This is a genomic window from Brevibacterium sp. GP-SGM9 (assembly GCF_047300845.1).
Lineage (GTDB): Bacteria > Actinomycetota > Actinomycetes > Actinomycetales > Brevibacteriaceae > Brevibacterium.
Window position 1 is genome coordinate 474,081 of sequence record NZ_CP178563.1, and the last position, 22,426, is coordinate 496,506.

18 protein-coding genes are annotated in these 22,426 nt (G+C 65.4%); 9 read left to right on the forward strand and 9 right to left on the reverse strand.

Annotated features, from left to right (window positions below):
- Positions 1–31: 31 nt before the first annotated feature.
- From aat to ACH82I_RS02085, 3 genes are all read right to left on the reverse strand, one after another.
- Complete coding sequence (aat, locus tag ACH82I_RS02075; protein WP_413335190.1) at positions 32–790, reverse strand: leucyl/phenylalanyl-tRNA--protein transferase; 759 nt, start codon at positions 788–790, stop codon at positions 32–34.
- A gap of 32 nt (positions 791–822) precedes the next feature.
- The gene (locus ACH82I_RS02080) at positions 823–1,176 is read right to left on the reverse strand and encodes a HesB/IscA family protein (RefSeq protein WP_230743966.1); all 354 of its coding nucleotides are present in this window, start codon (positions 1,174–1,176) and stop codon (positions 823–825) included.
- Positions 1,177–1,273: 97 nt separating this feature from the next.
- Positions 1,274–2,650, reverse strand: coding sequence for a dipeptidase (locus ACH82I_RS02085; RefSeq protein WP_230743965.1), 1,377 nt, complete (start codon positions 2,648–2,650; stop codon positions 1,274–1,276).
- Positions 2,651–2,673: 23 nt separating this feature from the next.
- Here ACH82I_RS02085 and ACH82I_RS02090 point away from each other — a divergent pair, with 23 nt between their 5' ends.
- The gene (locus ACH82I_RS02090; protein WP_413335193.1) at positions 2,674–3,288 is read left to right on the forward strand and encodes a DUF3043 domain-containing protein; all 615 of its coding nucleotides are present in this window, start codon (positions 2,674–2,676) and stop codon (positions 3,286–3,288) included.
- Here the strand turns inward: ACH82I_RS02090 and ACH82I_RS02095 are convergent.
- The gene (locus ACH82I_RS02095) at positions 3,263–4,369 is read right to left on the reverse strand and encodes a quinone-dependent dihydroorotate dehydrogenase (protein ID WP_413335195.1); all 1,107 of its coding nucleotides are present in this window, start codon (positions 4,367–4,369) and stop codon (positions 3,263–3,265) included. The two genes, ACH82I_RS02090 and ACH82I_RS02095, sit on opposite strands and share 26 nt — an antisense overlap.
- A 98-nt stretch (positions 4,370–4,467) precedes the next feature.
- Here ACH82I_RS02095 and ACH82I_RS02100 point away from each other — a divergent pair, with 98 nt between their 5' ends.
- The 3 genes from ACH82I_RS02100 (at position 4,468) to sucB (ending at position 9,367) form a co-directional block, all read left to right on the forward strand.
- The gene (locus ACH82I_RS02100) at positions 4,468–5,940 is read left to right on the forward strand and encodes a leucyl aminopeptidase (protein WP_413335196.1); all 1,473 of its coding nucleotides are present in this window, start codon (positions 4,468–4,470) and stop codon (positions 5,938–5,940) included.
- Positions 5,941–6,092: 152 nt separating this feature from the next.
- On the forward strand, positions 6,093–7,481 hold the full coding sequence (gene lpdA, locus ACH82I_RS02105; RefSeq protein ID WP_413335198.1) for a dihydrolipoyl dehydrogenase: 1,389 nt from the start codon (positions 6,093–6,095) through the stop codon (positions 7,479–7,481).
- A 20-nt stretch (positions 7,482–7,501) separates the two neighbouring features.
- Positions 7,502–9,367, forward strand: coding sequence for a 2-oxoglutarate dehydrogenase, E2 component, dihydrolipoamide succinyltransferase (gene sucB, locus ACH82I_RS02110; RefSeq protein WP_413335200.1), 1,866 nt, complete (start codon positions 7,502–7,504; stop codon positions 9,365–9,367).
- 106 nt (positions 9,368–9,473) lie between these two features.
- Here the strand turns inward: sucB and ACH82I_RS02115 are convergent, their stop codons facing one another.
- A complete protein-coding gene (locus ACH82I_RS02115; protein ID WP_413335201.1) occupies positions 9,474–11,009 on the reverse strand; it encodes a hypothetical protein in 1,536 nt (511 codons plus the stop codon).
- 157 nt (positions 11,010–11,166) lie between these two features.
- Between ACH82I_RS02115 and lipB the strand changes: the two genes are divergently transcribed.
- Genes lipB through ACH82I_RS02130 form a run of 3 tightly spaced genes read left to right on the forward strand, consistent with a single transcriptional unit; the run spans position 11,167 to position 13,661 of the window.
- Positions 11,167–11,805, forward strand: a complete 639-nt coding sequence (gene lipB, locus ACH82I_RS02120; protein WP_230743958.1) for a lipoyl(octanoyl) transferase LipB — start codon at positions 11,167–11,169, stop codon at positions 11,803–11,805.
- Positions 11,806–11,815: 10 nt separating this feature from the next.
- Entirely contained in the window at positions 11,816–12,868 is a 1,053-nt protein-coding gene (gene lipA / locus ACH82I_RS02125) for a lipoyl synthase (RefSeq protein WP_230743957.1), read from the forward strand.
- Between the two features lie 55 nt (positions 12,869–12,923).
- Positions 12,924–13,661: a DUF4191 family protein gene (locus ACH82I_RS02130; RefSeq protein WP_230743956.1), complete on the forward strand. Its 738-nt coding sequence runs from the start codon at positions 12,924–12,926 to the stop codon at positions 13,659–13,661.
- Positions 13,662–13,969: 308 nt separating this feature from the next.
- Here the strand turns inward: ACH82I_RS02130 and ACH82I_RS02135 are convergent, their stop codons facing one another.
- On the reverse strand, positions 13,970–14,410 hold the full coding sequence (locus ACH82I_RS02135; protein ID WP_230743955.1) for an RDD family protein: 441 nt from the start codon (positions 14,408–14,410) through the stop codon (positions 13,970–13,972).
- Positions 14,411–14,553: 143 nt separating this feature from the next.
- Between ACH82I_RS02135 and glnA (ACH82I_RS02140) the strand changes: the two genes are divergently transcribed.
- Positions 14,554–15,978, forward strand: coding sequence for a type I glutamate--ammonia ligase (gene glnA, locus ACH82I_RS02140; protein WP_230743954.1), 1,425 nt, complete (start codon positions 14,554–14,556; stop codon positions 15,976–15,978).
- Positions 15,979–16,130: 152 nt separating this feature from the next.
- Positions 16,131–17,609 carry a mycothione reductase gene (locus tag ACH82I_RS02145; protein ID WP_413335204.1) on the forward strand — a complete coding sequence of 493 codons (1,479 nt, stop codon included), beginning with the start codon at positions 16,131–16,133 and terminating at the stop codon, positions 17,607–17,609.
- Here ACH82I_RS02145 and ACH82I_RS02150 read toward each other — a convergent pair.
- Genes ACH82I_RS02150 through ACH82I_RS02160 form a run of 3 tightly spaced genes read right to left on the reverse strand, consistent with a single transcriptional unit; the run spans position 17,594 to position 22,249 of the window.
- Complete coding sequence (locus tag ACH82I_RS02150) at positions 17,594–20,638, reverse strand: bifunctional [glutamine synthetase] adenylyltransferase/[glutamine synthetase]-adenylyl-L-tyrosine phosphorylase (protein ID WP_413335206.1); 3,045 nt, start codon at positions 20,636–20,638, stop codon at positions 17,594–17,596. The two genes, ACH82I_RS02145 and ACH82I_RS02150, sit on opposite strands and share 16 nt — an antisense overlap.
- A 5-nt stretch (positions 20,639–20,643) precedes the next feature.
- Positions 20,644–22,002: a type I glutamate--ammonia ligase gene (gene glnA / locus ACH82I_RS02155; RefSeq protein ID WP_230743951.1), complete on the reverse strand. Its 1,359-nt coding sequence runs from the start codon at positions 22,000–22,002 to the stop codon at positions 20,644–20,646.
- A gap of 4 nt (positions 22,003–22,006) precedes the next feature.
- Positions 22,007–22,249, reverse strand: coding sequence for a hypothetical protein (locus ACH82I_RS02160; RefSeq protein ID WP_413335208.1), 243 nt, complete (start codon positions 22,247–22,249; stop codon positions 22,007–22,009).
- Positions 22,250–22,426 lie beyond the last annotated feature (177 nt).

The following is a 22,426-nucleotide window of genomic DNA, read 5'->3' on the forward strand; positions in this document are numbered from 1 at the left end:
CTACAGGCGGTAGAAATTCACATGCAGATGTTCATTTGTTGAGAATAAGCTGACAGCGCTGGCCGCGGAGCGCGGAATCTAGCCGTGCGGAGTACTCCAGTCCCCCGATCTCCGACACGCCGAGGGCGGCCAGATGTGGCGTCTGCCACTGCGTATCGATGAGCCAGCGCTGCTCCGGGAATGCCCCATCCGCCGAGGTGGGCCCGCCAGCAGCCGTGTCATCAGCGGTGCCGTCCGGAGTGGTCCGAGGCGACGCCGAGATGGTCTGCGGCAACGCTGAGCGAGTCTGTGAAACTGCGGTCTGCGAGGTGCCGTCGAGGACCGATACGAGGTGCGCGAGGGCGGCTTTGGACGCGTCCGTGCGGGTGTGGAACATCGATTCGCCCGCGAAGAAGGACCCGATTGCGACCCCGTAGAGGCCGCCGACGAGTTCACCATCCGCCCAGACCTCCACGGAGTGGGCCCAGCCCTCGCGGTGCAGGCCGGTATAGAGGCCGATGATCTCCTCGGTGATCCAGGCGCCCGGACGATCGGGGTCCGCGCAGGCGCGGATCACCTCGTCGAAGGCGGCATCGACGGTGAAGTCGAAGTGGCGCATCGACTTGCGCAGACTCTTGGAGACGCGCAGGGCATCAGGCAGCAGCAATCCGCGCCGTCGCGGTGCCCACCAGCCCATCCGGCCCGTCCCGCCGGCACCGATGCCCATGGGGAAGAGACCGGCCCGATACGACGAAAGGACCTGGTCCTGCGTGGCCGTGTACGACACGGCACGCAGATCCTCCAGGTCCATTTCGGTGGTGTCCTCGGTTCAGCCGAAGACGATCAGTGGAACGAGTCGCCGCAGGCGCAGGATCCGCCGGCGTTCGGGTTGTCGATGGTGAACCCCTGCTTCTCGATCGTGTCCGAGAAGTCGATCGTCGAACCGTTGAGGTAGGGCACGCTCATCCGGTCGACGATGACCTCGACGCCGTCGAAGTCGCGCACGGCGTCACCGTCGAGGTGGCGCTCGTCGAAGTACAGCTGGTAGATCAGACCGGAGCAGCCACCGGGCTGCACGGCCACGCGCAGACGCAGGTCATCGCGACCCTCCTGCTGCAGCAGGCTGCGAACCTTGTCGGCCGCCGTGTCGGAGAGCTCGACCTCGTGAGTCGCCTCGGCTTCTTTCGTCACAGTCATGGTTACTCCTTATTTCGGTGCTGGTCCCAGGCTACACCGCAGACAACGTCGACAGGGCAATCCGTATTCCCGCGGTGTCATCTTCGCGCGTCTGCGCTCACGATCCGGGGGCGAGCCGGTGCAGCAGCAACGCTTCGGCGACGATGGCGGACTTGAAGTCGGGCAGATACAGGGACTCGTTGGCACTGTGGGCCCGTGCGTCCGGGTCTTCGACGCCGGTGACGAGGATCGAAGCTGAGGGGAAAACCTCGAGCAGGTCCGCGATGAATGGAATCGAGCCGCCGATGCCCATGGTCACCGATTCCTTCTCCCAGGCGTCCGTGAGTGCCTGCCGCGCGGTCTTGACCACAGGATCGGAGAGATCCGCCTGCCATGGGCTGCCGCCCTCGGTGTCGCCGATGTTCAGCGTCGCACCGAAGGGCAGGTTGGCACGCAGGTGCCTCTCCACTGCGGCTGCGGCATTCTCCGGAGTGTCCCCCGGAGCGAGCCGGATCGAGAGCTTCGCCCTGAGACTCGACTGCAGGGTGTTCGATGACACCGCCACATCCGGAATGTCGAGGCCGATGACCGTGATCGACGGCTGGGTCCACAGTCGCGAGGCCAACGACCCCGAGCCGATGAGTGAGCTCGTCTCGAGCAGGCCCGAGTCGGTGCGGATCGTGGCTTCGTCGTAGTCGATGTCGCTGTGCGTCTCGGCCTTGAGGCCCTCGACCGCCACGGACCCGTTCTCGTCGTGGAGGCTTGCGAGCACGCGCGTCATGGCGAGCATCGCATCGGGCACCACTCCTCCGTACATGCCGGAATGCACGGCATGGTCGAGCGTGGAGATCTCGAATTCCACGGCGCACATGCCCCGCAGGCTCGTCGTCAGCGCCGGTGTCCCCGCGGCCCAGTTGCCCGAGTCGGCGACGACGATGACATCGGCGGCGAGACGGTCGCGGTAGGTATCGAGGAAATTGCGGAAGCTCGGGCTGCCCGCTTCCTCCTCGCCTTCGAAGAACAGGGTGACACCGACGCCGAGGTTGTCCGCCAGCAGCCGCAGAGCGGTGAGGTGGACCATGATGCCCGCCTTGTCATCGGCGGCGCCGCGACCGTAGAGCCGGTCCCCCACCCGGGTGGCGGCGAAGGGCTCGGTGTTCCAGTCCTCGGACCGCCCCGGAGGCTGCACATCGTGGTGGGCGTAGAGAAGGACAGTGGGTGCGCCCTCCGGAGCCGGCACCGAGGCGACGACGGCCGGGTAGCCCTCGCTGCCATCGGGCTGGGCCGCGGTGAGGATGTCCACCTCGAGGCCGAGCTCACGGGCCAGGGCCGCGACCGCCTCGGCGCTGGAGCGGACATTCGTCGGATCGAAGCTCGGCCAGGCGACGGACGGGATGGCCACGAGCTCGGTGAGACGGGTGAGGACATCATCGAAGATGGTGTCGAGTTCGGCATGCAATTGCGCGCTCTCAGGCGCTGAAGTCGATTCGCTCATTCTCCAACGGTAGTATTCATCAGGTGTTCGGAAGCAGAAAGACTCACGAGGATGCGCAATCCTCCGACAAACAGCCCGTGAACGACGATGCCGCGCGCGCAGACCCCGCTCCGCAGCGAGAAGCGGAGCAGAAGAAGGGGCGGCCAACGCCCAAGCGCAGCCAGCAGGAGTCGGTGCGCAGACAGCCGCTGGTCTCGAAGGATCGCAAGGTCGCGAACCAGAAGGCCAAGGAGGCCCAGCGCAAGGACCGCGACCGCGCCCGGATCGGCATGATGAACGGTGAGGAGAAGTACCTCACCCGCCGCGACAAAGGCCCGCAGCGCCGTTACGTCCGCGACTACATCGACGCCCGGTTCTCGATCGGCGAGATCTTCATCCCGGCGGCGATCCTCATCCTCGTCATCGCCTTCACCCAGCCGGTGCAGATCCAGCAGTACTTCACCTATGCGGTGTGGGGACTGCTCGTCCTGATCATCCTCGACGGATTCATCCTCAACTACATCCTCAAGGGTCGCCTGCGTGCGAAGTTCGGTGAGATGGAGCGCGGACTGACCTTCTACGCGATCATGCGCAGCGTTCAGCTTCGTCCTCTGCGCATGCCCAAGCCGCAGGTCAAACGGCGCCAGTACCCCGAGTGAGCAGTGAGGTCGGGGTCGAGTCGCGGATGATTCGGCCCGGCCAGAACGGCCCCGAGTAGATCAGCTCCGAGTAGACCTGGACGAGGTCGGCTCCGGCGGCCAGTCGTGCCCGAACGTCATTGGCATCGCTGATGCCGCCGACGGAGATGACCGACAGCTCGTCGCCGACCGTCGCCTTGACCAGTCGCAGCACCTCGAGTGAGCGCTGCGCCAGAGGACGACCGGAGATGCCTCCCGCTTCGCCGCGGGCGAAAGCGGCGTCGCGGCCGTCGAGCACATCACGATCGATCGTGGTGTTCGTCGTGATGAGACCGTCGACGCCTGACCGGATCGCCAGTCGGCAGATCTCGACGACGTCAGCATCGGCGAGATCGGGAGCGATCTTGACCAGCAGGGGCACATGACCGAGCGTTGAACGCGGAGTCTCGACCACCTCGGCGGCGGTGGAGCGGACGGCATCGATGATCGGTTCGAGGCTGGTCGCGGACTGCAGATCCCGCAGCCCAGGGGTGTTCGGCGAACTCACGTTGATGACGAGATAGTCCGCCGAGCCGGCCAGGACGCGCGTCGATGCGGCGTAGTCCTCCACGGCGTCGACGGCATCGACGAGCTTGGTCTTGCCGATGTTGACCCCGATGATCGGGCGATCCCGTTTCGGCAGTGCCGCGATGGCCCGACGCTGAGCGGCGATGTTGAATGACGCCTGTCTGGCCCCCTGATTGTTGAATCCCATCCGGTTGAGCAGGGCGAAGCTCTCACGCAGACGGAACAGCCGCGGGCGATCATTGCCCGGCTGAGCGTGTGCGGTGATCGTGCCGACCTCGATATGGCCGAAGCCCATCGCCGAGAGGGCCCGGACCCCCTCCCCGTTCTTGTCGAACCCTGCGGCCAGGCCCAGCCGATTGGGGAACGGCAGTCCGAGCACCTCGACCGGGCGGCGTGTGCGACCGCCCAGAACCAAGCGGAGCAGGCGATTGAGGACCGGGATGCGATCGATGATGCGCAGCGCAGAGAACGAGAGATGATGCGCGCGCTCGGCATCCATCGGGACGAAGAGGAGTTTGAAGATCAGAGAGTACACGCAGACCAGAATATGCCAGAAGTCCTCACCCTTTCCGCATCCGCCGTAGTTTGGCATTAGGATCGAAGCAACGCTCGAAGACGATTGAAAGGGACCACATGGCCGGTGCATCCACCCCCAGCAGCTATTCCTCGACAACACCCGTGAAGGCCACCGCCTCCGTTCTCGTGTTGGCAGTCTCCGAAGGATCCGTCCTCGGACTCGACAGCGCAAAGGCGGCGCGCACCGGAATCGAGGACGCGGCCCGTGCGATCGAATTCCGCGGCAAGGCGGGTGCCACCGCTCGAGTTCCCGCCCCCAAGGGCTTCTCCGCTGAGAGCATCCTGCTCGTCGGAATCGGCTCCTTCGATCCCGGCGCCGCGGCCGAGACCGCACATGAGTCGCTGCGCCGTGCCGCGGGCAATGCCCTGCGCGGCCTGGACGGAGCAGCGTCGATCGCCCTTGCGCTGCCCGTCGCCACCCCCGAAGCAGTCGAAGCAGTCACCGTGGGCGCCGGCCTCGGTGCGTACCGATTCCTCGACTACCGCAGCGAGGGCAAGGTGCCCGGCACCGTCACCGTCCTCGGCCCCAAGGGCAAGGCCTTCTCCTCCGCTCACAGCAGCGGCACGATCATCGCCGAGGCGACGAACCGGGCACGCGACCTGGTCAACACTCCCCCGCTCGATCTCTACCCCGAATCCTTCGCCCAGATCGTCAAGGCACAGGCGAAGGACCGCGGGCTCAAGGTCACGGTGCTCGGCGAGAAGGAACTCCTCGCCGGCGGCTACGGAGGACTCATCGGAGTCGGCCAGGGATCGACCCGGGGCCCGCGTCTGGTCAAGGTCGAATACGCCTCGAAGGGCGCCAAACGCCACATCAGCCTCGTCGGCAAGGGCATCACCTTCGACTCGGGCGGCCTCTCGCTCAAGCCCGCGAAGAGCATGGAGGACATGAAGTCCGACATGGCCGGAGCCGCCGCTGTGGTCCAGGCCGTCTTCGGCATCGCCGACCTGGGACTCGACGTCAGAGCCACCGCCTGGCTGCCCCTGGCCGAGAACATGCCCGGCTCCTCGGCACAGCGCCCCAGCGATGTGCTTCACATGCGCAGCGGCAAGACCGTCGAGGTCACTAACACAGACGCCGAAGGCCGCCTCGTCCTCGCCGACGCTCTGGCCGACGCGGATGCGGAGAAGCCGGACCTGCTCATCGACGTCGCCACCCTCACCGGGGCCCAGGTCGTCGCCCTCGGAGACCGGACTTCAGGAGTCATGGGCGCCGAGGCGGCCCGGGAACAGGTCACGGCCTCGGCGACGGCCGCCGGTGAGAACATGTGGGCGATGCCGATCCCCGAGGAGATGCTCGCAGGCTTCGACTCCACCTCGGCGGACCTGAAGAACTCCGGTCCGCGCTCCGGCGGCATGCTCGCCGCGGCGGCATTCCTGCAGGAATTCGTCGCCGAGGACACGAACTGGGCCCATGTGGACATCGCCGGCCCGAGCTTCAACACCGGCTCCGCCTTCGGCTACACCCCGGTTGCGGCCACGGGCGCCGCGGTCCGGACGCTGATCGAGACCGCGAAGGCGCGAGACTGAGCGGATGATTCTACATGCTGTCGAAATCAAGGTGATCATGACCACCTGTGGTCAAACAGACAGCGTGTGCTTTCGCGCCTGCTGAGAAAAGTGGAAAGATAAGAGGGAAAGCTGCGTACCGCAGTCTTATTCACAGCTACGAGGAGTAATCCGTGAGTGATTCATTGACCTACGACCTTGTCGTCCTGGGTGGCGGGACCGGCGGCTATGCCGCGGCTCTGCGTGCCGCAGAGCTCGACATGAAGGTTGCTTTGATCGAACGCGACAAGGTTGGCGGCACATGTCTGCACCGCGGATGCGTTCCGACGAAGGCGCTTCTGCACGCCGCCGAGGTCGCCGACGCGACCAAGGAATCGGAGACCTTCGGCATCCAGGCCGAGTTCAAGGGCATCGACATCGACAAGGTGCTCGACTACAAAGACACTGTCATCTCCCGCAACTACAAGGGACTGCAGGGTCTGGTCAAGGCCCGCGGCATCGACACCTACTTCGGCACCGGCAAGCTCGCCGGCAAGGACACCGTCGAGGTCACCGGTGAGGACGGCAACCACACGGTCAAGGGCACGAACGTCCTGCTGTCGACCGGCTCCACCTCGAAGACGATCGGTCTCGACATCACCGAGCGCGTGCTCACCAGCACCGAAGCTCTGCAGCTGCACAAGGTCCCGAAGTCGGCGATCGTCCTCGGCGGCGGCGTCATCGGCGTCGAATTCGCCAGCGTCTGGAATTCCTTCGGAGCCGATGTCACCATCGTCGAAGGCCTCAAGCACCTCGTGGCCAATGAGGACGAGACAATCTCGAAGAACCTCGAGCGGGCCTTCAAGAAGCGCAAGATCGGCTTCAAGCTCGGCGTCATGTTCAAGGGCGTCGAGGAGACGGCCGACGGCGTCAAGGTGACCCTCGAAGACGGCTCGACCCTCGAGGCCGAGTACCTCCTCGTCGCGGTCGGCCGCGGACCCGTCACCGATGGCTTCGGCTTCGAGGAGCAGGGCATCCCGATGGACCGCGGATTCGTGCTCGCCAACGAGCGCCTCCACACCGGCGTCGGCAACATCTACGCCTGCGGCGACATCGTTCCCGGACTCCAGCTGGCACACCGTGCCTTCGGTCAGGGCATCTTCATCGCCGAGGAAATCGCCGGACTCAACCCGGCACCCGTCGTCGAATCGGGCATCCCCCGCGTCACCTACTGCGAACCCGAGATCTTCTCGGTCGGTCTCTCCTCAGCACAGGCCGAGGAGAAGTACGGAGCGGACAGCGTCGAAGCCCTCGAGTACAACCTCGGCGGCAACGGCAAGTCGGTCATCCTGGGCACCACCGGCCTGATCAAGGTCATCCGCGAGAAGGACGGACCGGTCGTCGGCATCCACGGCATCGGCGCCCGCCTGAGCGAACAGGCCGGAGAGGCCCAACTGATCGTCAACTGGGAAGCATTCCCAGAGGAAGTGGCGCAACTCATTCACGCGCACCCGACGCAGAATGAAGCACTCGGCGAAGCCCACCTGGCTCTCGCCGGCAAACCCCTGCACTTCCACTCATAAGATCCGAGGAGACGAAAGACATGTCGAATTCCGTGCAGATGCCGGCTCTCGGTGAGTCGGTGACCGAAGGAACAGTCACACGCTGGCTGAAATCCGTCGGAGACGAAGTCGAAGTAGACGAACCATTGCTCGAGGTCTCGACCGACAAGGTCGACACCGAGATCCCCAGCCCTTACGCCGGCACCCTGGAGAAGATCCTCGCCGACGAAGACGATGTCGTTGAGGTCGGCGGAGATCTCGCCTACATCGGCGACGGCAGCGGCTCCGATGATTCGGCTCCGGCCGATGACTCGGCCGACGAGTCCGCCGAAGAGCCCGCAGCCGAGGAAGCGCCCGCCGAGGAAGCACCGGCAGCCGAGACAGAGGAGTCCGCGGACTACTCCGCCGAGTCTGCGCCCGCCTCGTCCGATTCAGACGGTGAGGGAACCGAGATCACGATGCCCGCACTGGGCGAGTCCGTGACCGAGGGAACCGTCACCCGCTGGCTCAAAGAAGTCGGTGAGGAGATCGAGGTCGACGAACCTCTCCTCGAGGTGTCCACCGACAAGGTCGACACCGAGGTTCCCTCCCCCGTCGCCGGTGTCGTCCAGGCTCATCTCGCCGAAGAGGACGAAACCGTCGAGGTGGGTGCCCCGCTGGCGCGCATCGGCTCCGGCGCTCCGTCCGAGGATTCCTCTGCCTCGCAGGCTCCGGCCGAAGAGTCCTCCACCAAGGCTCCGGCTGCCGAGGAGAAGGCCTCGGCTGAAGAGGCACCCGCCGAGGCTGCTCCGGCACAGGCCGAGTCCGCCGAGGAGAAGGCTCCCGCAGCAGAGGAGAAGGCCCCGGCCGCCGAATCTGCTCAGGACGCGTCTGCGGCACAGGCCGAAGAGCCCACAGAGGCCAAGGCCCCTGCTGCTCAGTCTTCGTCTCCGGCCGCCGCCGAGACCGTCGGTGAGAACGCCGCCTACGTCACCCCGCTCGTGCGCCGACTGGCTCGCGATGAGGGCGTCGACCTCGCCTCGGTCACCGGCACCGGTGTCGGCGGACGCATCCGCAAGCAGGACGTCCTGGCCGCTGCCGCCAACCGCGGATCTGCTCCGGCGGCACCCGCCGCAGGCGGCGCTTCCGCGGCCGGTGGTGCGAAGGAGCCGTTCAAGCTCGAGATCCCCGAGGAGGCTGCGAAGCTGCGCGGCACCACGGAGAAGGCTTCGCGGATCCGGCAGACCATCGCCAAGCGGATGAGCGAATCGCTCGAGGTCTCCGCTCAGCTGACCCAGGTCGTCGAGGTCGATATGACCCGCGTGGCCAAGCTGCGCAAGGCGAACAAGGAAGCGTTCCAGTCCAAGCACGGGTCGAAGCTGACGTACCTGCCGTTCTTCGCGAAGGCGATCGTCGAGGCACTCAAGGTGCACCCGAAGGTCAACGCGCAGTACGACCTCGAATCGCAGCAGATCACCTACTTCGATCATGAGCATCTGGCCGTCGCGGTCGACACGCCGCGCGGACTGCTGGTGCCCGTGATCAAGGATGCGGGAGAGCTCAGCATCGCCGGGCTCTCGAAGGCCATCGACGATGTCGCCGACCGGACCCGGAACACCAAGATCCAGCCGGATGAGCTCTCCGGCGGCACGTTCACGGTGACCAACATCGGTTCGGTGGGTGCGCTGTTCGATACCCCGATCATCAACCAGCCGCAGATGGGCATCCTCGGCACCGGTGCGATCGTGCGCCGGCCGATCGTGGTCAAGACGGCCGATGGTGAGGAATCGATCGCGATCCGCGACATGGTCTACCTGCCGCTGACCTACAACCACCAGCTCGTCGACGGTGCGGATGCAGGACGCTTCCTGCAGACCATCAAGGCTCGCCTGGAAGAGGGCAACTTCGAGGCAGACCTCGAGCTCTGATTCGAGGCAGCGCCTGCAGCGAGACCGAGGGGTCGACCACGATGTGGTCGGCCCCTCGGGGCATTCACCGCTCCCGTGGAACCGCTCGCCACTCCCTTGGGACCATTTACCGCTCCGTGTCGTCGGCGAGCTCTCGGACCGCCGAGATCTTCCATTCGGAGCCTTTGAGGGTGAGTTCGAACTCGACCGCGGTGGGTTCGAAGCTCGTCTGGTCCCCACCCTCCGCCGTGCTGGTCATCGTCGCACTCGCACGCACGGCATCGACGGTCTTCTCCACGACCCGGACGTCGCTGAGTTCAATGCCGTAGTCGGTCCCTGCAAAAGCTGCGACGTCGATGAGTTCATCGGCCAGCGCTGCCGTGGAGCCCGGAACGGTGAGTTCGCGCAGCGCGTCGCCGTCCCCCTCGCTCAACGCCGCCGCGCGCCGCTCACACAGTTCCGCGAGCACCTCGACGATGTCCTCGTCGGTGGGAACCGCGGCGTCACCGGCACCGCTGCTCGCGGTGGTGGCGGTGGTCGGGGAATCCGCGTCCCGGCCGGACGCAGGATCGGCATCGGTGCTCGCTCGCGCAGGGGTGGCACTCTCATCCTCGCCGAGCGACTGCACCAGCACGGCCGCCCCGATGAGCGTCAGGCACACGGCGAGGATCACCGGCAGCCGTCGGCCGCGGGTGAGGCGCCCTGCGAGGCCCGTCGCCTGCGCTTGCGCCCATTCGAGCATGTTTGTGAAGTGGCGTCGACCAGGTCGTGCCCGTCTGGTCTCCGTCCGCCCGCGTCGAGTCCGCACCCCACCGCTCCGACTTGCCTCGCGGAGTCGTGCGGCCGAATCGGGAGCCTGTCCCACCCGAGATCGGCGACCAGGACTCGTCGTCCCGATCACCGAGCCCTCCCCCGGTCCATCTGGACTGCCGCCGCGCTGTGCTGCCGCATGCAGATCAGGTGCAGGATCCGCGATGCGCGCGGGAGAGTGCCCGTTCGCCGCACGCAGGCGCGCCGTCAGCGCCTGACCGGGATCGAGATCGCGCTCGGCAGGCAGCAGCGGCAGCGCACTCGGCGCGCTCAATCCGCGGAGCGCCTCGCCCACCTCGGCGATCGTATCGGTGAGAGGCCCTGCGGGGACGCTCTCATCGAGCAGTTCGGCAACGAGCGCGCGCAGGGCGGGCGAACAGCGGTCCAGGGCGATATTGACCGGCAGGAGGCTCTCGGCCCAGGGGCGGCCGTGGCTGGCGTGGTAGAGCATCTCCCCGATCGCCCGACGGTTCGAGGGCAGGGGCGGCTGGGAGATGCCGGGGATGATGCGCGGTCGCCCGTCGGCGGCGAGCCCGATGGCTTGAAGACACAAGCGCGATTCCGGCGCAGCGACGGTGAGGAGTTCATCGAAGACGCCGAGGAACAGGGTGCACAGCTCCCCCTCGGTCAGTCCCTGGTAGGAGCGGACGGTGTCGAGTACCAATCCGCCGGGCAGCGGGGGTACCAGCAGCACTTCGGTCGTTCCGGTCGGCAGCCCCACCTCGGCGGTGCCCATGGCGGTGGGATGATCGACGTCGAAGCCGTCGTGCTCGATGCCCCAGGTGACTGCGCCCTGCCGATCGAGCAGTCGATGGATGCCATCGGACACGGTCGCATGGAACTCCCACGTCATTCTTCGTCATCTCCATTGATGCCATTTATTCGCGTTTGCTGTTGTTTAATGGTGGCCGAATCCTTCTTGGATGTCAATGCTTCACTCCGCGCCGAAGGTGTCGAGGCTCATTGTGGGAGAAATTGAACCCCTGTAACAAGAGACATAGTGTGGGAGCATGCCACTGGCCACAGAAGTACTCGGCTTCGCACCGGTCCTCTCGGACTACCGGCGAACCTGGGACCTGCAGAAGAGATATCACGAAGAAGTGCTCGCCGGGTCTCGTCCCTCGACGATCCTGCTGCTCGAACACTCGCCGGTGTACACGGCGGGCAAACGCACCGAGGATCACGAGCGTCCCACTGACGGCACCGAGGTGGTCGACGTCGACCGCGGGGGCAAGATCACGTGGCATGGCCCGGGCCAGCTCGTCGCCTACTTCATCTACAAGCTCAATGATCCCAAAGAGGTCCGCCTCTTCGTCTCTCAGCTCGAGGACGCGATGATCGCGCTCCTTGCCGAATACGGAATCGCGGCCACCACGGTCGAAGGACGGGCCGGTGTCTGGCTGCTCGGAGACGAGCTGCGACGCGACCGCAAGATCGGGGCGATCGGGATCCGCATCCACGAGGGCGTGACCATGCACGGTCTCGCGCTCAACTGCAGCAATGACCTCGGCGCCTATGACGCCATCGTTCCCTGCGGCATTCCCGATGCCGACACCACGACCATCAGCGCCGAACTCGGACGCCCGGTGACTCCGGAGGACGTCGCCGCCCGACTCGACGAAATCCTGCACGAGACCATCACAGCCTAGGAGAACAGACGTGACGATTGCGCCAGAAGGCCGCCGCATGCTTCGTGTCGAGGCACGCAACTCGGAGACTCCGATCGAGGACAAGCCGGCTTGGATCAAAGCCAAGGCCCATATCGGCCCCGAATACTCGTCTCTCAAGTCGCTCGTGCGCAAGCAGGATCTGCACACGGTCTGCGAGGAGGCGGGATGTCCGAACATCTTCGAGTGCTGGGAAGATCGAGAGGCGACCTTCCTCATCGGCGGTGAGCAGTGCACGCGGCGCTGCGACTTCTGCCAGATCGACACCGGGAAGCCAGCTGACTTCGACGCGGACGAACCGCGCCGCGTGGCCGCCTCGGTGGGAGAGATGGGTCTGCGCTACTCGACGATCACCGGTGTCGCCCGCGACGACCTGTCCGACGGCGGGGCCTGGCTGTACGCCGAGACGGTCCGACAGATCCACGACCTCTCCTACGTCGACGGTCGCGGCACGGGCGTCGAGCTGCTCATCCCGGACTTCAACGCCAAGCCGGACCAGCTCGCGGAGGTCTTCTCCTCCCGCCCCGAGGTGCTTGCCCACAATGTGGAGACCGTGCCCCGCATCTTCAAGCGGATCCGCCCGGCGTTCCGGTACGAACGCTCGCTGTCGGTGATCACCCAGGCCAGGGAGGCGGGTCTGATCACGAAGTCGAACCTCATCCTGGGAATGGGGGAGTCGAACGATGAGATCATCTCCGCCCTGCAGGACCTCCACGATGCCGGCTGCGATCTCATCACGATCACCCAGTACCTGCGGCCCTCCCCCAGGCACCACCCGGTGACCCGGTGGGTCAAACCCGCGGACTTCGTGATGCTCCGCGATGCCGCCGAGGAGATGGGCTTCCTCGGAGTCATGTCCGGTCCGCTGGTCCGTTCGTCCTACCGCGCCGGTCGCCTGTGGGCCACCGCGATGCGCCACCGCGGCGAGAAGATCCCCGACCATCTCGCCCATCTGGACAAGCACACCCCCGCGAAGCAGGAAGCCCAGGCGGTTGTGGATATGTTCGGCGCCGGCGAAGAGGTAGACTTGTCTGCTGAGCAATGAGTGCGTCCGGATCCCGTCCGTGACGTGACGAAGCCCTTCAAGAGCAAGTGAGAGAATGAGCGAAGAACCGCGCAAGGGACTGTTCCGACGCAAGCCCAAGGATCCGAACAAGAAGCCGGGTCGGCTGGCGCAGATGCGTCAGGTCTACGAACTGGCGGCCAAGCACAACAAGGCCACCCCGTGGCTGCTGGCTGCCGCGATCCTGGGCCTCACGCTCATCGGTCTCCTCGTCGGTCTGCTCATCGGCGGCACCACGGCGATCTTCACCACGATCCTCGGATTCATGCTCGGACTCCTCCTGGGCATGTTCATGCTCGGACGATTCGCGGAAACCGCTGCATTTGCGCAGATGGAGGGACAGCCGGGGGCCTTCGGCGCCGTCCTCAACACCGCTCGCCGCGGCTACCTCATGGATGACAAACCGATCGCCATCGACCCGAAGAGCCGCGATCTGGTCTTCCGCTCCACGGGGCGCTCCGGCGTCGTGCTGCTCAGCGAAGGGCCGAAGGCTCGCAGTGCGAAGCTGCTGGCCAAGGAGAAGAAGCGCCACGAGCGCATCCTCCCCAACGTCCCCGTCCACACCTTCCAGGGTGGTAAGGAAGAGGGTCAGCTGACGATGAAGCAGGTGGTTCCCACCGTGCAGAAGCTGCCGCGCAAGCTCAACCGCGCCGAGGTGCTCGCCGTGCGCAATCGTCTCGCCGCTCTCGGCAGCCAGGGCACTCGTCCCCCGATCCCGAAGGGCGTCGATCCGAACAAGGCCCGCCCGAACCACAAGGCCATGCGCGGACGCTGATCCGCCGACCGCCAGCGAAAAGGGCACCGACTCATCATCGAGTCGGTGCCCTTTTCGTGACCGGTTTTCGCGTGGCAGAGCGGGTCTGTCAATGCGCGTGAAGCGGCTGAGTCAGCGCGAGTGAGACGGCTCGATCAACGTGGGATCGGAAAAAGTCGCCACCAGTGACGACTTCTTCGAGCTTCGCGTTGCACTCAGGCCTCTGGGGCGGCTCGGCACAATCGCTGGACGGCTCGGCCCGGCTTTGGGAGGGTTCGATCCGGCTGACGGGAGGGCTCGATCCGATGGAGGGACGGACCAGTGGCGAGTCAGCGGCGGAGGATCACGGTGCCGGCCGCGAGATCGTGCAGGCCACGATTGTCGCGGTCGAAGATCAGCGCGGGAATGACGAGCACGACGAGGACCGCGCGGATGAGGGACTTGAGCAGTCCGGGCACATGACCGTCGAGGCGGCGGACCTCGATGCCGAAGATCCGGTGACCGACCGAGTAGCCCAGCGTGGCCACCAGCAGGAATTGCTCGAGCGCGAAGATGCCCGGAGCCAGGAACGGGTTCCCGGAGTCGATGACGTTGGCGATCGCCAGACACATCAGCCAGTCCACGAGGAGGGCCAGTATCCGCCGCCACGCCGGTGCCAGAGAGTGCCGGCCCGACTCGGGCAGTCCGAGACGCTTGCCCGGCCAGTCTCCGGGCTCTCGCTCGATTTTGGGGCCATCCAGCCAAGACCCGAGGTCATCACGATCAATCACGGTCCCAGCCTACCGAAGTGAACCCTGGACGGATCCTCAGGAAACATGCCCGAAACATGAACGACATCACGTCTTCACCTGGGGCCAATTAGTATGGAGGGTGGTCAGGCAAACGACCATACGAATCGAACTAGGAGACCTAAGTGTTCTCGTCTGCTGAAGAACTCGTCAACTACATCTCGGAGAACGACGTCAAATTCGTCGACGTTCGCTTCTGCGACCTCCCAGGTGTCGTGCAGCATTTCAACCTTCCCGCCGCCTCGTACGGTGAGGAGGAGATCACTGAAGGGCTGCTCTTCGACGGTTCCTCGATCACGGGGTTCCAGGGCATCCATGAGTCCGACATGAAGCTGCTCGCCGACGTGTCCTCGGCCTACATCGACCCGTTCCGCGAAGCCAAGACGCTCGTGGTCACGCACTCGATCGTCGATCCCTTCACCGATGAGCCCTACTCTCGCGACCCCCGCCAGGTCGCCGCGAAGGCTGAGGCCTACCTCGAGAGCACCGGCATCGCCGACACCGTATTCTTCGGCGCCGAGGCCGAGTTCTACCTCTTCGATTCCGTGCGCTTCGACAACACCCCCGGCAACAGCTTCTACGAGGTCGAGTCCGAAGAGGCAGCCTGGAACACCGGCGATGACGAGCCGGGAGGCAACCAGGGGTACAAGACCCCCTTCAAGGGCGGCTACTTCCCCGTCTCTCCTCAGGACCACTTCGCTGACATCCGCGATCAGATGTCACTGACCCTCGAGCAGATCGGCTTCGAGATGGAGCGCGCTCACCACGAGGTCGGCACCGCGGGCCAGCAGGAGATCAACTACAAGTTCAAGACGCTGCAGCACGCCGGCGATCAGCTGCTCGACTTCAAGTACGTGATCAAGAACACCGCGTTCAACGTCGGCAAGTCGGCCACTTTCATGCCGAAGCCGCTGTTCAACGACAACGGCTCGGGCATGCACTGCCACCAGTCGCTGTGGAAGAACGGCGAGCCGCTGTTCTATGACGAGAACGGCTACGGCGGTCTCTCGGACCTCGCTCGCTGGTACATCGGCGGCCTCATCGAGCACGCGGGAGCCGTGCTCGCCTTCACCAACCCGACGATCAACTCCTACCGTCGCCTGGTCCCCGGCTACGAGGCGCCCGTCAACCTCGTCTACTCGGCTCGCAACCGCTCGGCCGCCATCCGCATCCCGGTCACCGGTTCCTCGCCGAAGGCCAAGCGCCTCGAGTTCCGCGTGCCGGATCCCTCGACGAACCCCTACCTGGCCTTCTCCGCCCAGCTGATGGCCGGCCTCGACGGAATCCGCAACCGGATCGAGCCCCCAGAGCCGATCGACAAGGACCTCTACGAGCTTCCTCCCGAGGAGGCCAAGGACATCAAGCTCGTCCCCGGTTCCCTCGACGAGGCGCTGCTCGAGCTCGAGAAGGACCACGACTTCCTCACCGCCGGCGATGTGTTCACCTCGGATCTCATCGAGACCTGGATCCGCATCAAGCGAGAGAACGAGATCGAGGTGGCTCGTCTCCGTCCGACACCCACCGAGTACGAGCTCTACTACTCACTCTGAGTTCGGCCGCGCGATCCCAGCGATAGCAGCCTCCCCTGCGGAGGGAATACAGTAAGAGCGTCACGGGTTCTCACCCGTGGCGCTCTTTCGCGCACACGCCCAGTCCGAGAGCCACCGGCCCCGCGGACTGACGACTGACAGAGGGATGGACTATGACTGACTACGATCTGCTTCTCATCGGCACGGGTTCGGGGAACATGTTCCTCGATTCCAGATTCGTCGGTCTCAAGACCGCGATCGCCGAGGAATGGCACTTCGGCGGCACCTGCCTCAACGTCGGCTGCATCCCGACGAAAATGTTCGTCTATCCCGCCACGCTCGCCGAGCAGGCGGCGGACTCTGATCGCTACAACATCTCCACGGAGTTCGACGGGGTCGATTGGCCTACCCTGCGCGACCGGATCTTCTCGCGGGTCGACGCCATCGAGGCCGGCGGTCGCGAGTACCGCAGCAGTGACCGTCAGCCCAATGTCACGGTCGTGCCCGAACACGTCCACTTCACCGGGCCCAAGAGCGTTCGGACGGCTTCGGGAGAGGAGATCACAGCAGATCGCATCGTCATCGCCGCCGGCGCCTCACCGGTCATTCCCGAGGCCGACGGACTCGATCGAGCCCGCGTCGACACGGACGGCTATCCCGTCTTCACCTCGAACACCGTCATGCGCCTGCCCGAGCGTCCCCGACGCCTCATCGTCATCGGATCGGGGATCATAGCCGCGGAGTTCGCCCATGTCTTCGCCGGCCTCGGCACGGAGGTGACGGTGATCACCCGCGGTCCCCGTCTGCTCGGACACCTCGATGAGGAGATCTCCGAGGAGTACACCTCGCTCTTCGACAGCACCCACACGGTCCTCCACGGTGCTGAGGTCACCGGGTACTCCGTTGCCGAGGAGGGCGTGACCGTGACGGTGGGGCCCAGCGGCCGCCTCGACGAGGTGGAGCTGCCGAGCACGATCACCGCCGACGGCGTGCTCATCGCCACGGGCAGGAAGCCGAACACGGCCGGATTGGAGATCGGCGCCACCGGATTCGACGTCCATCCCGATCATCGGCTCGCCGTCGATGAGCATCAGCGGGTCCTCGCCGATGGGCAGCCGGTTCCCGGCGTCTTCGCCCTCGGCGATATCAGCTCTCCTCATCAGCTCAAGCATGTGGCCAACCACGAAGCGAAGATCGTCGGTCGCAACCTGGCCGCCGATGTGGCGGCCGGGGCACCGGGCAGCGCCGCCGAGGCTGACCTCGCCGTCGTCAACCATCATGCCGTCCCTGGGGCGGTGTTCTCCTCACCGCAGGTCGCCTATGTCGGAATGACGGAGAAGCAGGCTCGCGAGGCCGGCCACGAGATCACCGTCAAGGTGCAGAAGTACGCCGACGTCGCCTACGGCTGGGCGATGGCCGATGATCCGGGGATCGTGAAGATCATCGCCGACCGTGCGACCCGGCAGATCCTCGGCGCACATATCGTCGGCCACGAGGCGTCGATGATCATCCAACCGCTGATCCAGGCGATGGCCTTCGGCCAGCGAGCCGACGAGGTTGCCGAAGGTCAGTACTGGATCCACCCTGCCCTGCCCGAAGTGATCGAGAACGCGCTGCTCGGTCTCGAGTTCGAAGATCAGGTGAATCCGTAGAAGCGGTGCTCCATGACGTTCCTCGCGTGCCGGGTGGCGCGCAGGTAGTCGTCCTCGAGGTCGTGTCCTCCCCCGACGGGGTAGCCCAGCAGTCGGGCGGTGGCTTCGAGTTCGGTGTGATCGGCCGGCAGTGACTGTGCCGTGCGACCGCGGTAGAGCATCACCGCCGATCGCACATCGGTGGCCAGCTGCCACGCGACGGCCAACTCCTCGGCGTCCTCCTCCGGTATCAGCGATTCCTCGGCCGCGACCCGCAGGGCCGGCAGCGTCGAGGTCGTCCGCAGCGCGGGCAGCCGATCAGCGTGTTGGAGCTGGAGGAGCTGCACGGTCCATTCGACGTCGGAGAGGCTGCCGCGGCCGAGCTTGAGGTGCCGTCGCTTGTCCGCGCTGCGCGGCAGCCGCTCGTCCTCCATCCGCGCCTTCAGGGTGCGGACCTGAATGAGCGCCTTGCCCGGCATCTCGGACGGGTAGCGCAGCGGGTCGATGAGTTCGGCGAAGTCATCGATGAGCGCCTGATCACCGGCGACGGGGCGTGCTCGCAGCAGCGCCTGCGCTTCCCAGGGCTGCGACCATTTCGCATAGTAGGCCTGGTAGGAGGAGAAGCTGCGGACGAGGGGTCCGTTCTTGCCTTCGGGGCGCAGGTCCGCGTCGAGGTCGACGCCCTGTGCCCCTTCGCTGGCCTTGAGCCGGGTCGTCAGCTGCAGGGCGATCTTGTTCACGTGCTTGCTCAGCTTCGCCTTCGCCTCGGCGTCGAGGTCTTCCCCGGTCGCTCGATAGACGAACATGGAGTCGGCATCGGAGAAGTAGCCGATCTCCCTGCCGCCCCAACGGCCCATGGCGACGAGCGCGAACTCATAGTCCGGGGTCTCGGGACCGTCGAGGTCGAAGCGCACGGCCCGGAGCGCGCCGGACACGGCCAGGTCCATGAGATCCGAGAGATCGCCGGGGATCTCGGCCCGATCCCCGGCATCGAGCACATCGCGCAGAGCGATCCGCAGCAGCTCGCGACTGTAGGTCTCCCGGATCTGCGTGACCGCCGCCGCACCATGGCGTTTGAGCAGGCCGGAGACCTCCGCCTCAAGGGTCTGCGGGTCTCGGGCACGCAGATTCTCGAAGTCGTCCAGCCAGGCCACCGCTGCCGGCTGCCGCAGCAGCAGCTCGGTCGAATAGCCCGACAGTGAGAGCACCTCGGCCACCGATTTGGCGGCGAGACCCGAGTCCCGGAGCATCTTGAGGAACCAGCCCGATGACGACAGCGATTCACTCAGACGCCGGAAGGACAGCAGCGCGGAATCGGGTTCGACCCCGTCGGAGAACCAGTCGAGCAGTGCAGGAAGCACCTGCTTGATCACCAGGGCCGTCCGTGACATGCCGGTGGTCAGCGACTTGATATGGCCGAGTGCTCCCTGCGGATCGCGGTAGCCGAAGGCCCGCAGGCGATCCGCTGCCGCCTGCAGACTCGTCCCGCGGTTGTGGGCGTCGACGACGGCCCCGTGCACCCCGACAGCGGCCTCGAGGATCGGGCGGTAGAAGATCTGCTCATGCAGCCGCGTCACCTGCTTGGCATAGTCCCGACGCGTCTCCTCGAGTCTCTCACCGGTGCGAGAGCCGGAACGGAAGACCGATCGGGCCAAACTCCGCAGCTTCTCCGGGTCATCGGGGATGAGTGCGTTGCGCAGCATCCGCGGCATCTGCACCCGGTGTTCGACGACCCGCATGAACCGGTAGGCCGTGGAGAAGGCGAAGGCGTCGTCCTTGCCGATATAGCCGTGCTCTCCGAGCTCTTCCAACGCCATGAGCGTATTGGGAGTCCGGATGTCTTCGTCCGTGCGACCGTGGACGAGCTGGAGCAGCTGGGCGGAGAACTCGACATCGCGCAGTCCCCCACGTCCGAGCTTGATCTGTCGCGGCGCCTCGGCGGCGGGTATGAGGTCGACGACTCGCCGGCGCATCGACCGGATGCCGTCGATGAAACCCTGCCGACTGGAGGCCTGCCACACCAGCGGGAGGAGGCTGTCGGAGAAGGCCTGACCCACCTCTGCGTCGCCGGCGACCGGACGCGCCTTGAGCAGGGCCTGGAACTCCCAGTTCTTCGCGATATCGGAATAGTAGTGGGTGTATTCGGAGAGGGTGCGCACCAGCGGCCCGGCCTTGCCTTCGGGACGCAGCGCCGTGTCGACCTCCCACAGGGCGGGTTCGGGGCCCGCATCGGAGAGGATGCCGCGCATGCGCTGCGCGATGTCCGTGGCCAGCGATCGCTGCTCGTCATCGGTTGCGGAATCGAGGACGAAGACGACATCGACATCGGAGACGTAGTTGAGTTCCCGTGCCCCGGTCTTGCCCAGGGCGATCACGGCGAGTCTGATCGAACCGTTCGGATCGAGTTCGGCTCGGGCGATGGCCAGAGCCGCATCCATGGCGGCGGCCGCGAGGTCGGAGAGCACAGCCATGACATGGTCGACGATCTCCACAGGAGCCTCGGCGGCCACATCGTCGGCGACCAGGCGCAGCTGGGCGTCTCGGTAGGCTCGCCGCAGTGCCCGGACGCCGTCGTCGCCGAGCGTTTCGGCGATCGGAGAGGGATCGTCGGCATTCGCCCCGACAGCGTCGAGGAGGGCGGAGCGCAGTGACGATGAGGAAGCCGCCGGGGTGGAGATGATGAGGAACGGGTCCCTCTCCAACAGCACGGGCAGGGACTTCGGGTTGCGCACGAGGTGGTCGACCATCGCCTCCGAGGTGCCCATCACCCCAAGAAGTCGCGCGAACAGAGCCCGGTCGAGGTCATCCTCGCTCAGATCCTTCGCGGTGCCGGTGCGCACGGCGCTGAGGAACTGCCCGGCCTCATCCCCGGCGGCCTCGAGGATTCTGAGCAGTCCCAGTGCAGCCGCATGCGGGTCGGGCGTCGCCTCGAGCAGATCGATGAACCGCGAATCCGTGGCCAGCTCCTGCCCGAGGATCTCGTTGATCTCGGTCAGGAAGCGGGCCGCGGATTTGGAGACCGAAGACGTTCGGGAAGTCAGGCGGGCCATGACGATTACATCGAGGTGAAGTGCTTGGCGAGCTCGTACGGTGTCACCTGAGCACGGTATTCGGTCCACTCCTGACGCTTGTTGCGCAGGAAGAAGTCGAACACCTCCTCACCGAGGGTCTCGGCGACGAGGTCAGACTGCTCCATCAGTTCGAGTGCGTGCGAGAGGCTGGTCGGCAGGGCCTTGATGCCCATCGCGCGGCGTTCGGTGTCGGAGAGCAGCCAGACGTTGTCCTCCGCCTCTTCCGGCAGTTCGTACCCTTCCTCGACGCCTTTGAGCCCGGCGGCGAGCATCAGCGCATAGGACAGGTACGGATTGGCCGCGGAGTCGAGGGCACGGTACTCCACACGCGCCGAGGAGGATTTGCCCGAGTTGTACTGCGGGACTCTGACCAGCGCGGACCGGTTCCTGTGCCCCCAGGAGATGTAGGACGGGGCTTCGTGTCCGGTCCACAGGCGCTTGTAGGAATTCACATGCTGGTTCGTCACCGCCGTGATCTCGGCAGCGTGGGTGAGCAGGCCGGCGATGAACTGACGGCCGGTCTTCGAGAGCTGGTACGTCGCGCCCGGTTCGAAGAAGGCATTGTTCTCGCCTTCGAACAGGGACACATGCGTGTGCATGCCGTTGCCGGGATGCGCGGCCAGCGGCTTGGGCATGAACGAGCCGTACACGCCCTGCGAGATCGCGACCTCTTTGATCACCGACCGGAAGGTCATGATGTTGTCGGCCATGGTCAGCGCGTCCGCATAGCGCAGGTCGATCTCGTTCTGCCCGGGTCCGCCCTCATGGTGGGAGAATTCCACGGACAGTCCCATGGCCTCGAGCATCGTCACCGCCGAACGCCGGAAGTCATTGGCGGTGCCGCCGTTGACGTGGTCGAAGTAGCCCGCGGTGTCCACGGGAATCGGCTTCGTGCCGTCGATGATGCCGGTGCCCGTGTCGAGATTCTCGGTCTTGAACAGATAGAACTCGATCTCCGGATGGACGTAGAAGGTGAAGCCCTTCTCCGCGGCTTTCGCCAACGTCCGCTTGAGCACATTGCGCGGATCGGCCGGAGCCGGTTCGCCGCCAGGAACGTGGATGTCGCAGAACATGCGTCCGGTGGGTTCGGTCTCACCCCTCCACGGCAGCAGGGAGAAGGTCGAGGGATCCGGTTTGAGGACCATGTCGGCCTCATAGACGCGTGAGAGCCCCTCCACGGCAGAGCCGTCGAAGCCGATCCCCTCGGCGAAAGCCCCCTCGAGCTCAGCGGGAACGATCGCCACGGACTTGAGCTGTCCGAGCACATCGGTGAACCATAGCCGGATGAAGCGGACCTCACGGTCCTCGACCGTCCTGAGAACGAACTCTTCCTGGCGCGACATCAATTCAGCCGTTCCACTTCTCGTCGTCCTCGTCCCACTTCTGGTTGCGTGCGCGCGCCTTCTCGAGCGCGGCGCGGGCGACCTCTTCGGTCTCATACGGTCCCATGCGATGGGTCCAGTCGCTGACGAGTCCCTTCTCGACGGCGTTGGTCTCGAGATTGAAGTAGTACTTCGAATCGGGATCGTCGATGTCTTCGTAGATGCCCATGGCGAACCTTCTTTCATCCGCGTAGTCGTGCACTGACATGGATCAGCTTACCTTTTGCGGTGGAGAAGTCTCGGCTCCTCACCAAGCATGTAGGAGGCTGGGCCGAGCGTCTCCCGCGAATCGCGATTTCCGCTCTTGTGCGCGCTGCGGAAAACTGATTCCGCAAAATTTGCGACGAAACCAGGCATAAAGGTTTGCTCTGCAAACCTTCTAGGC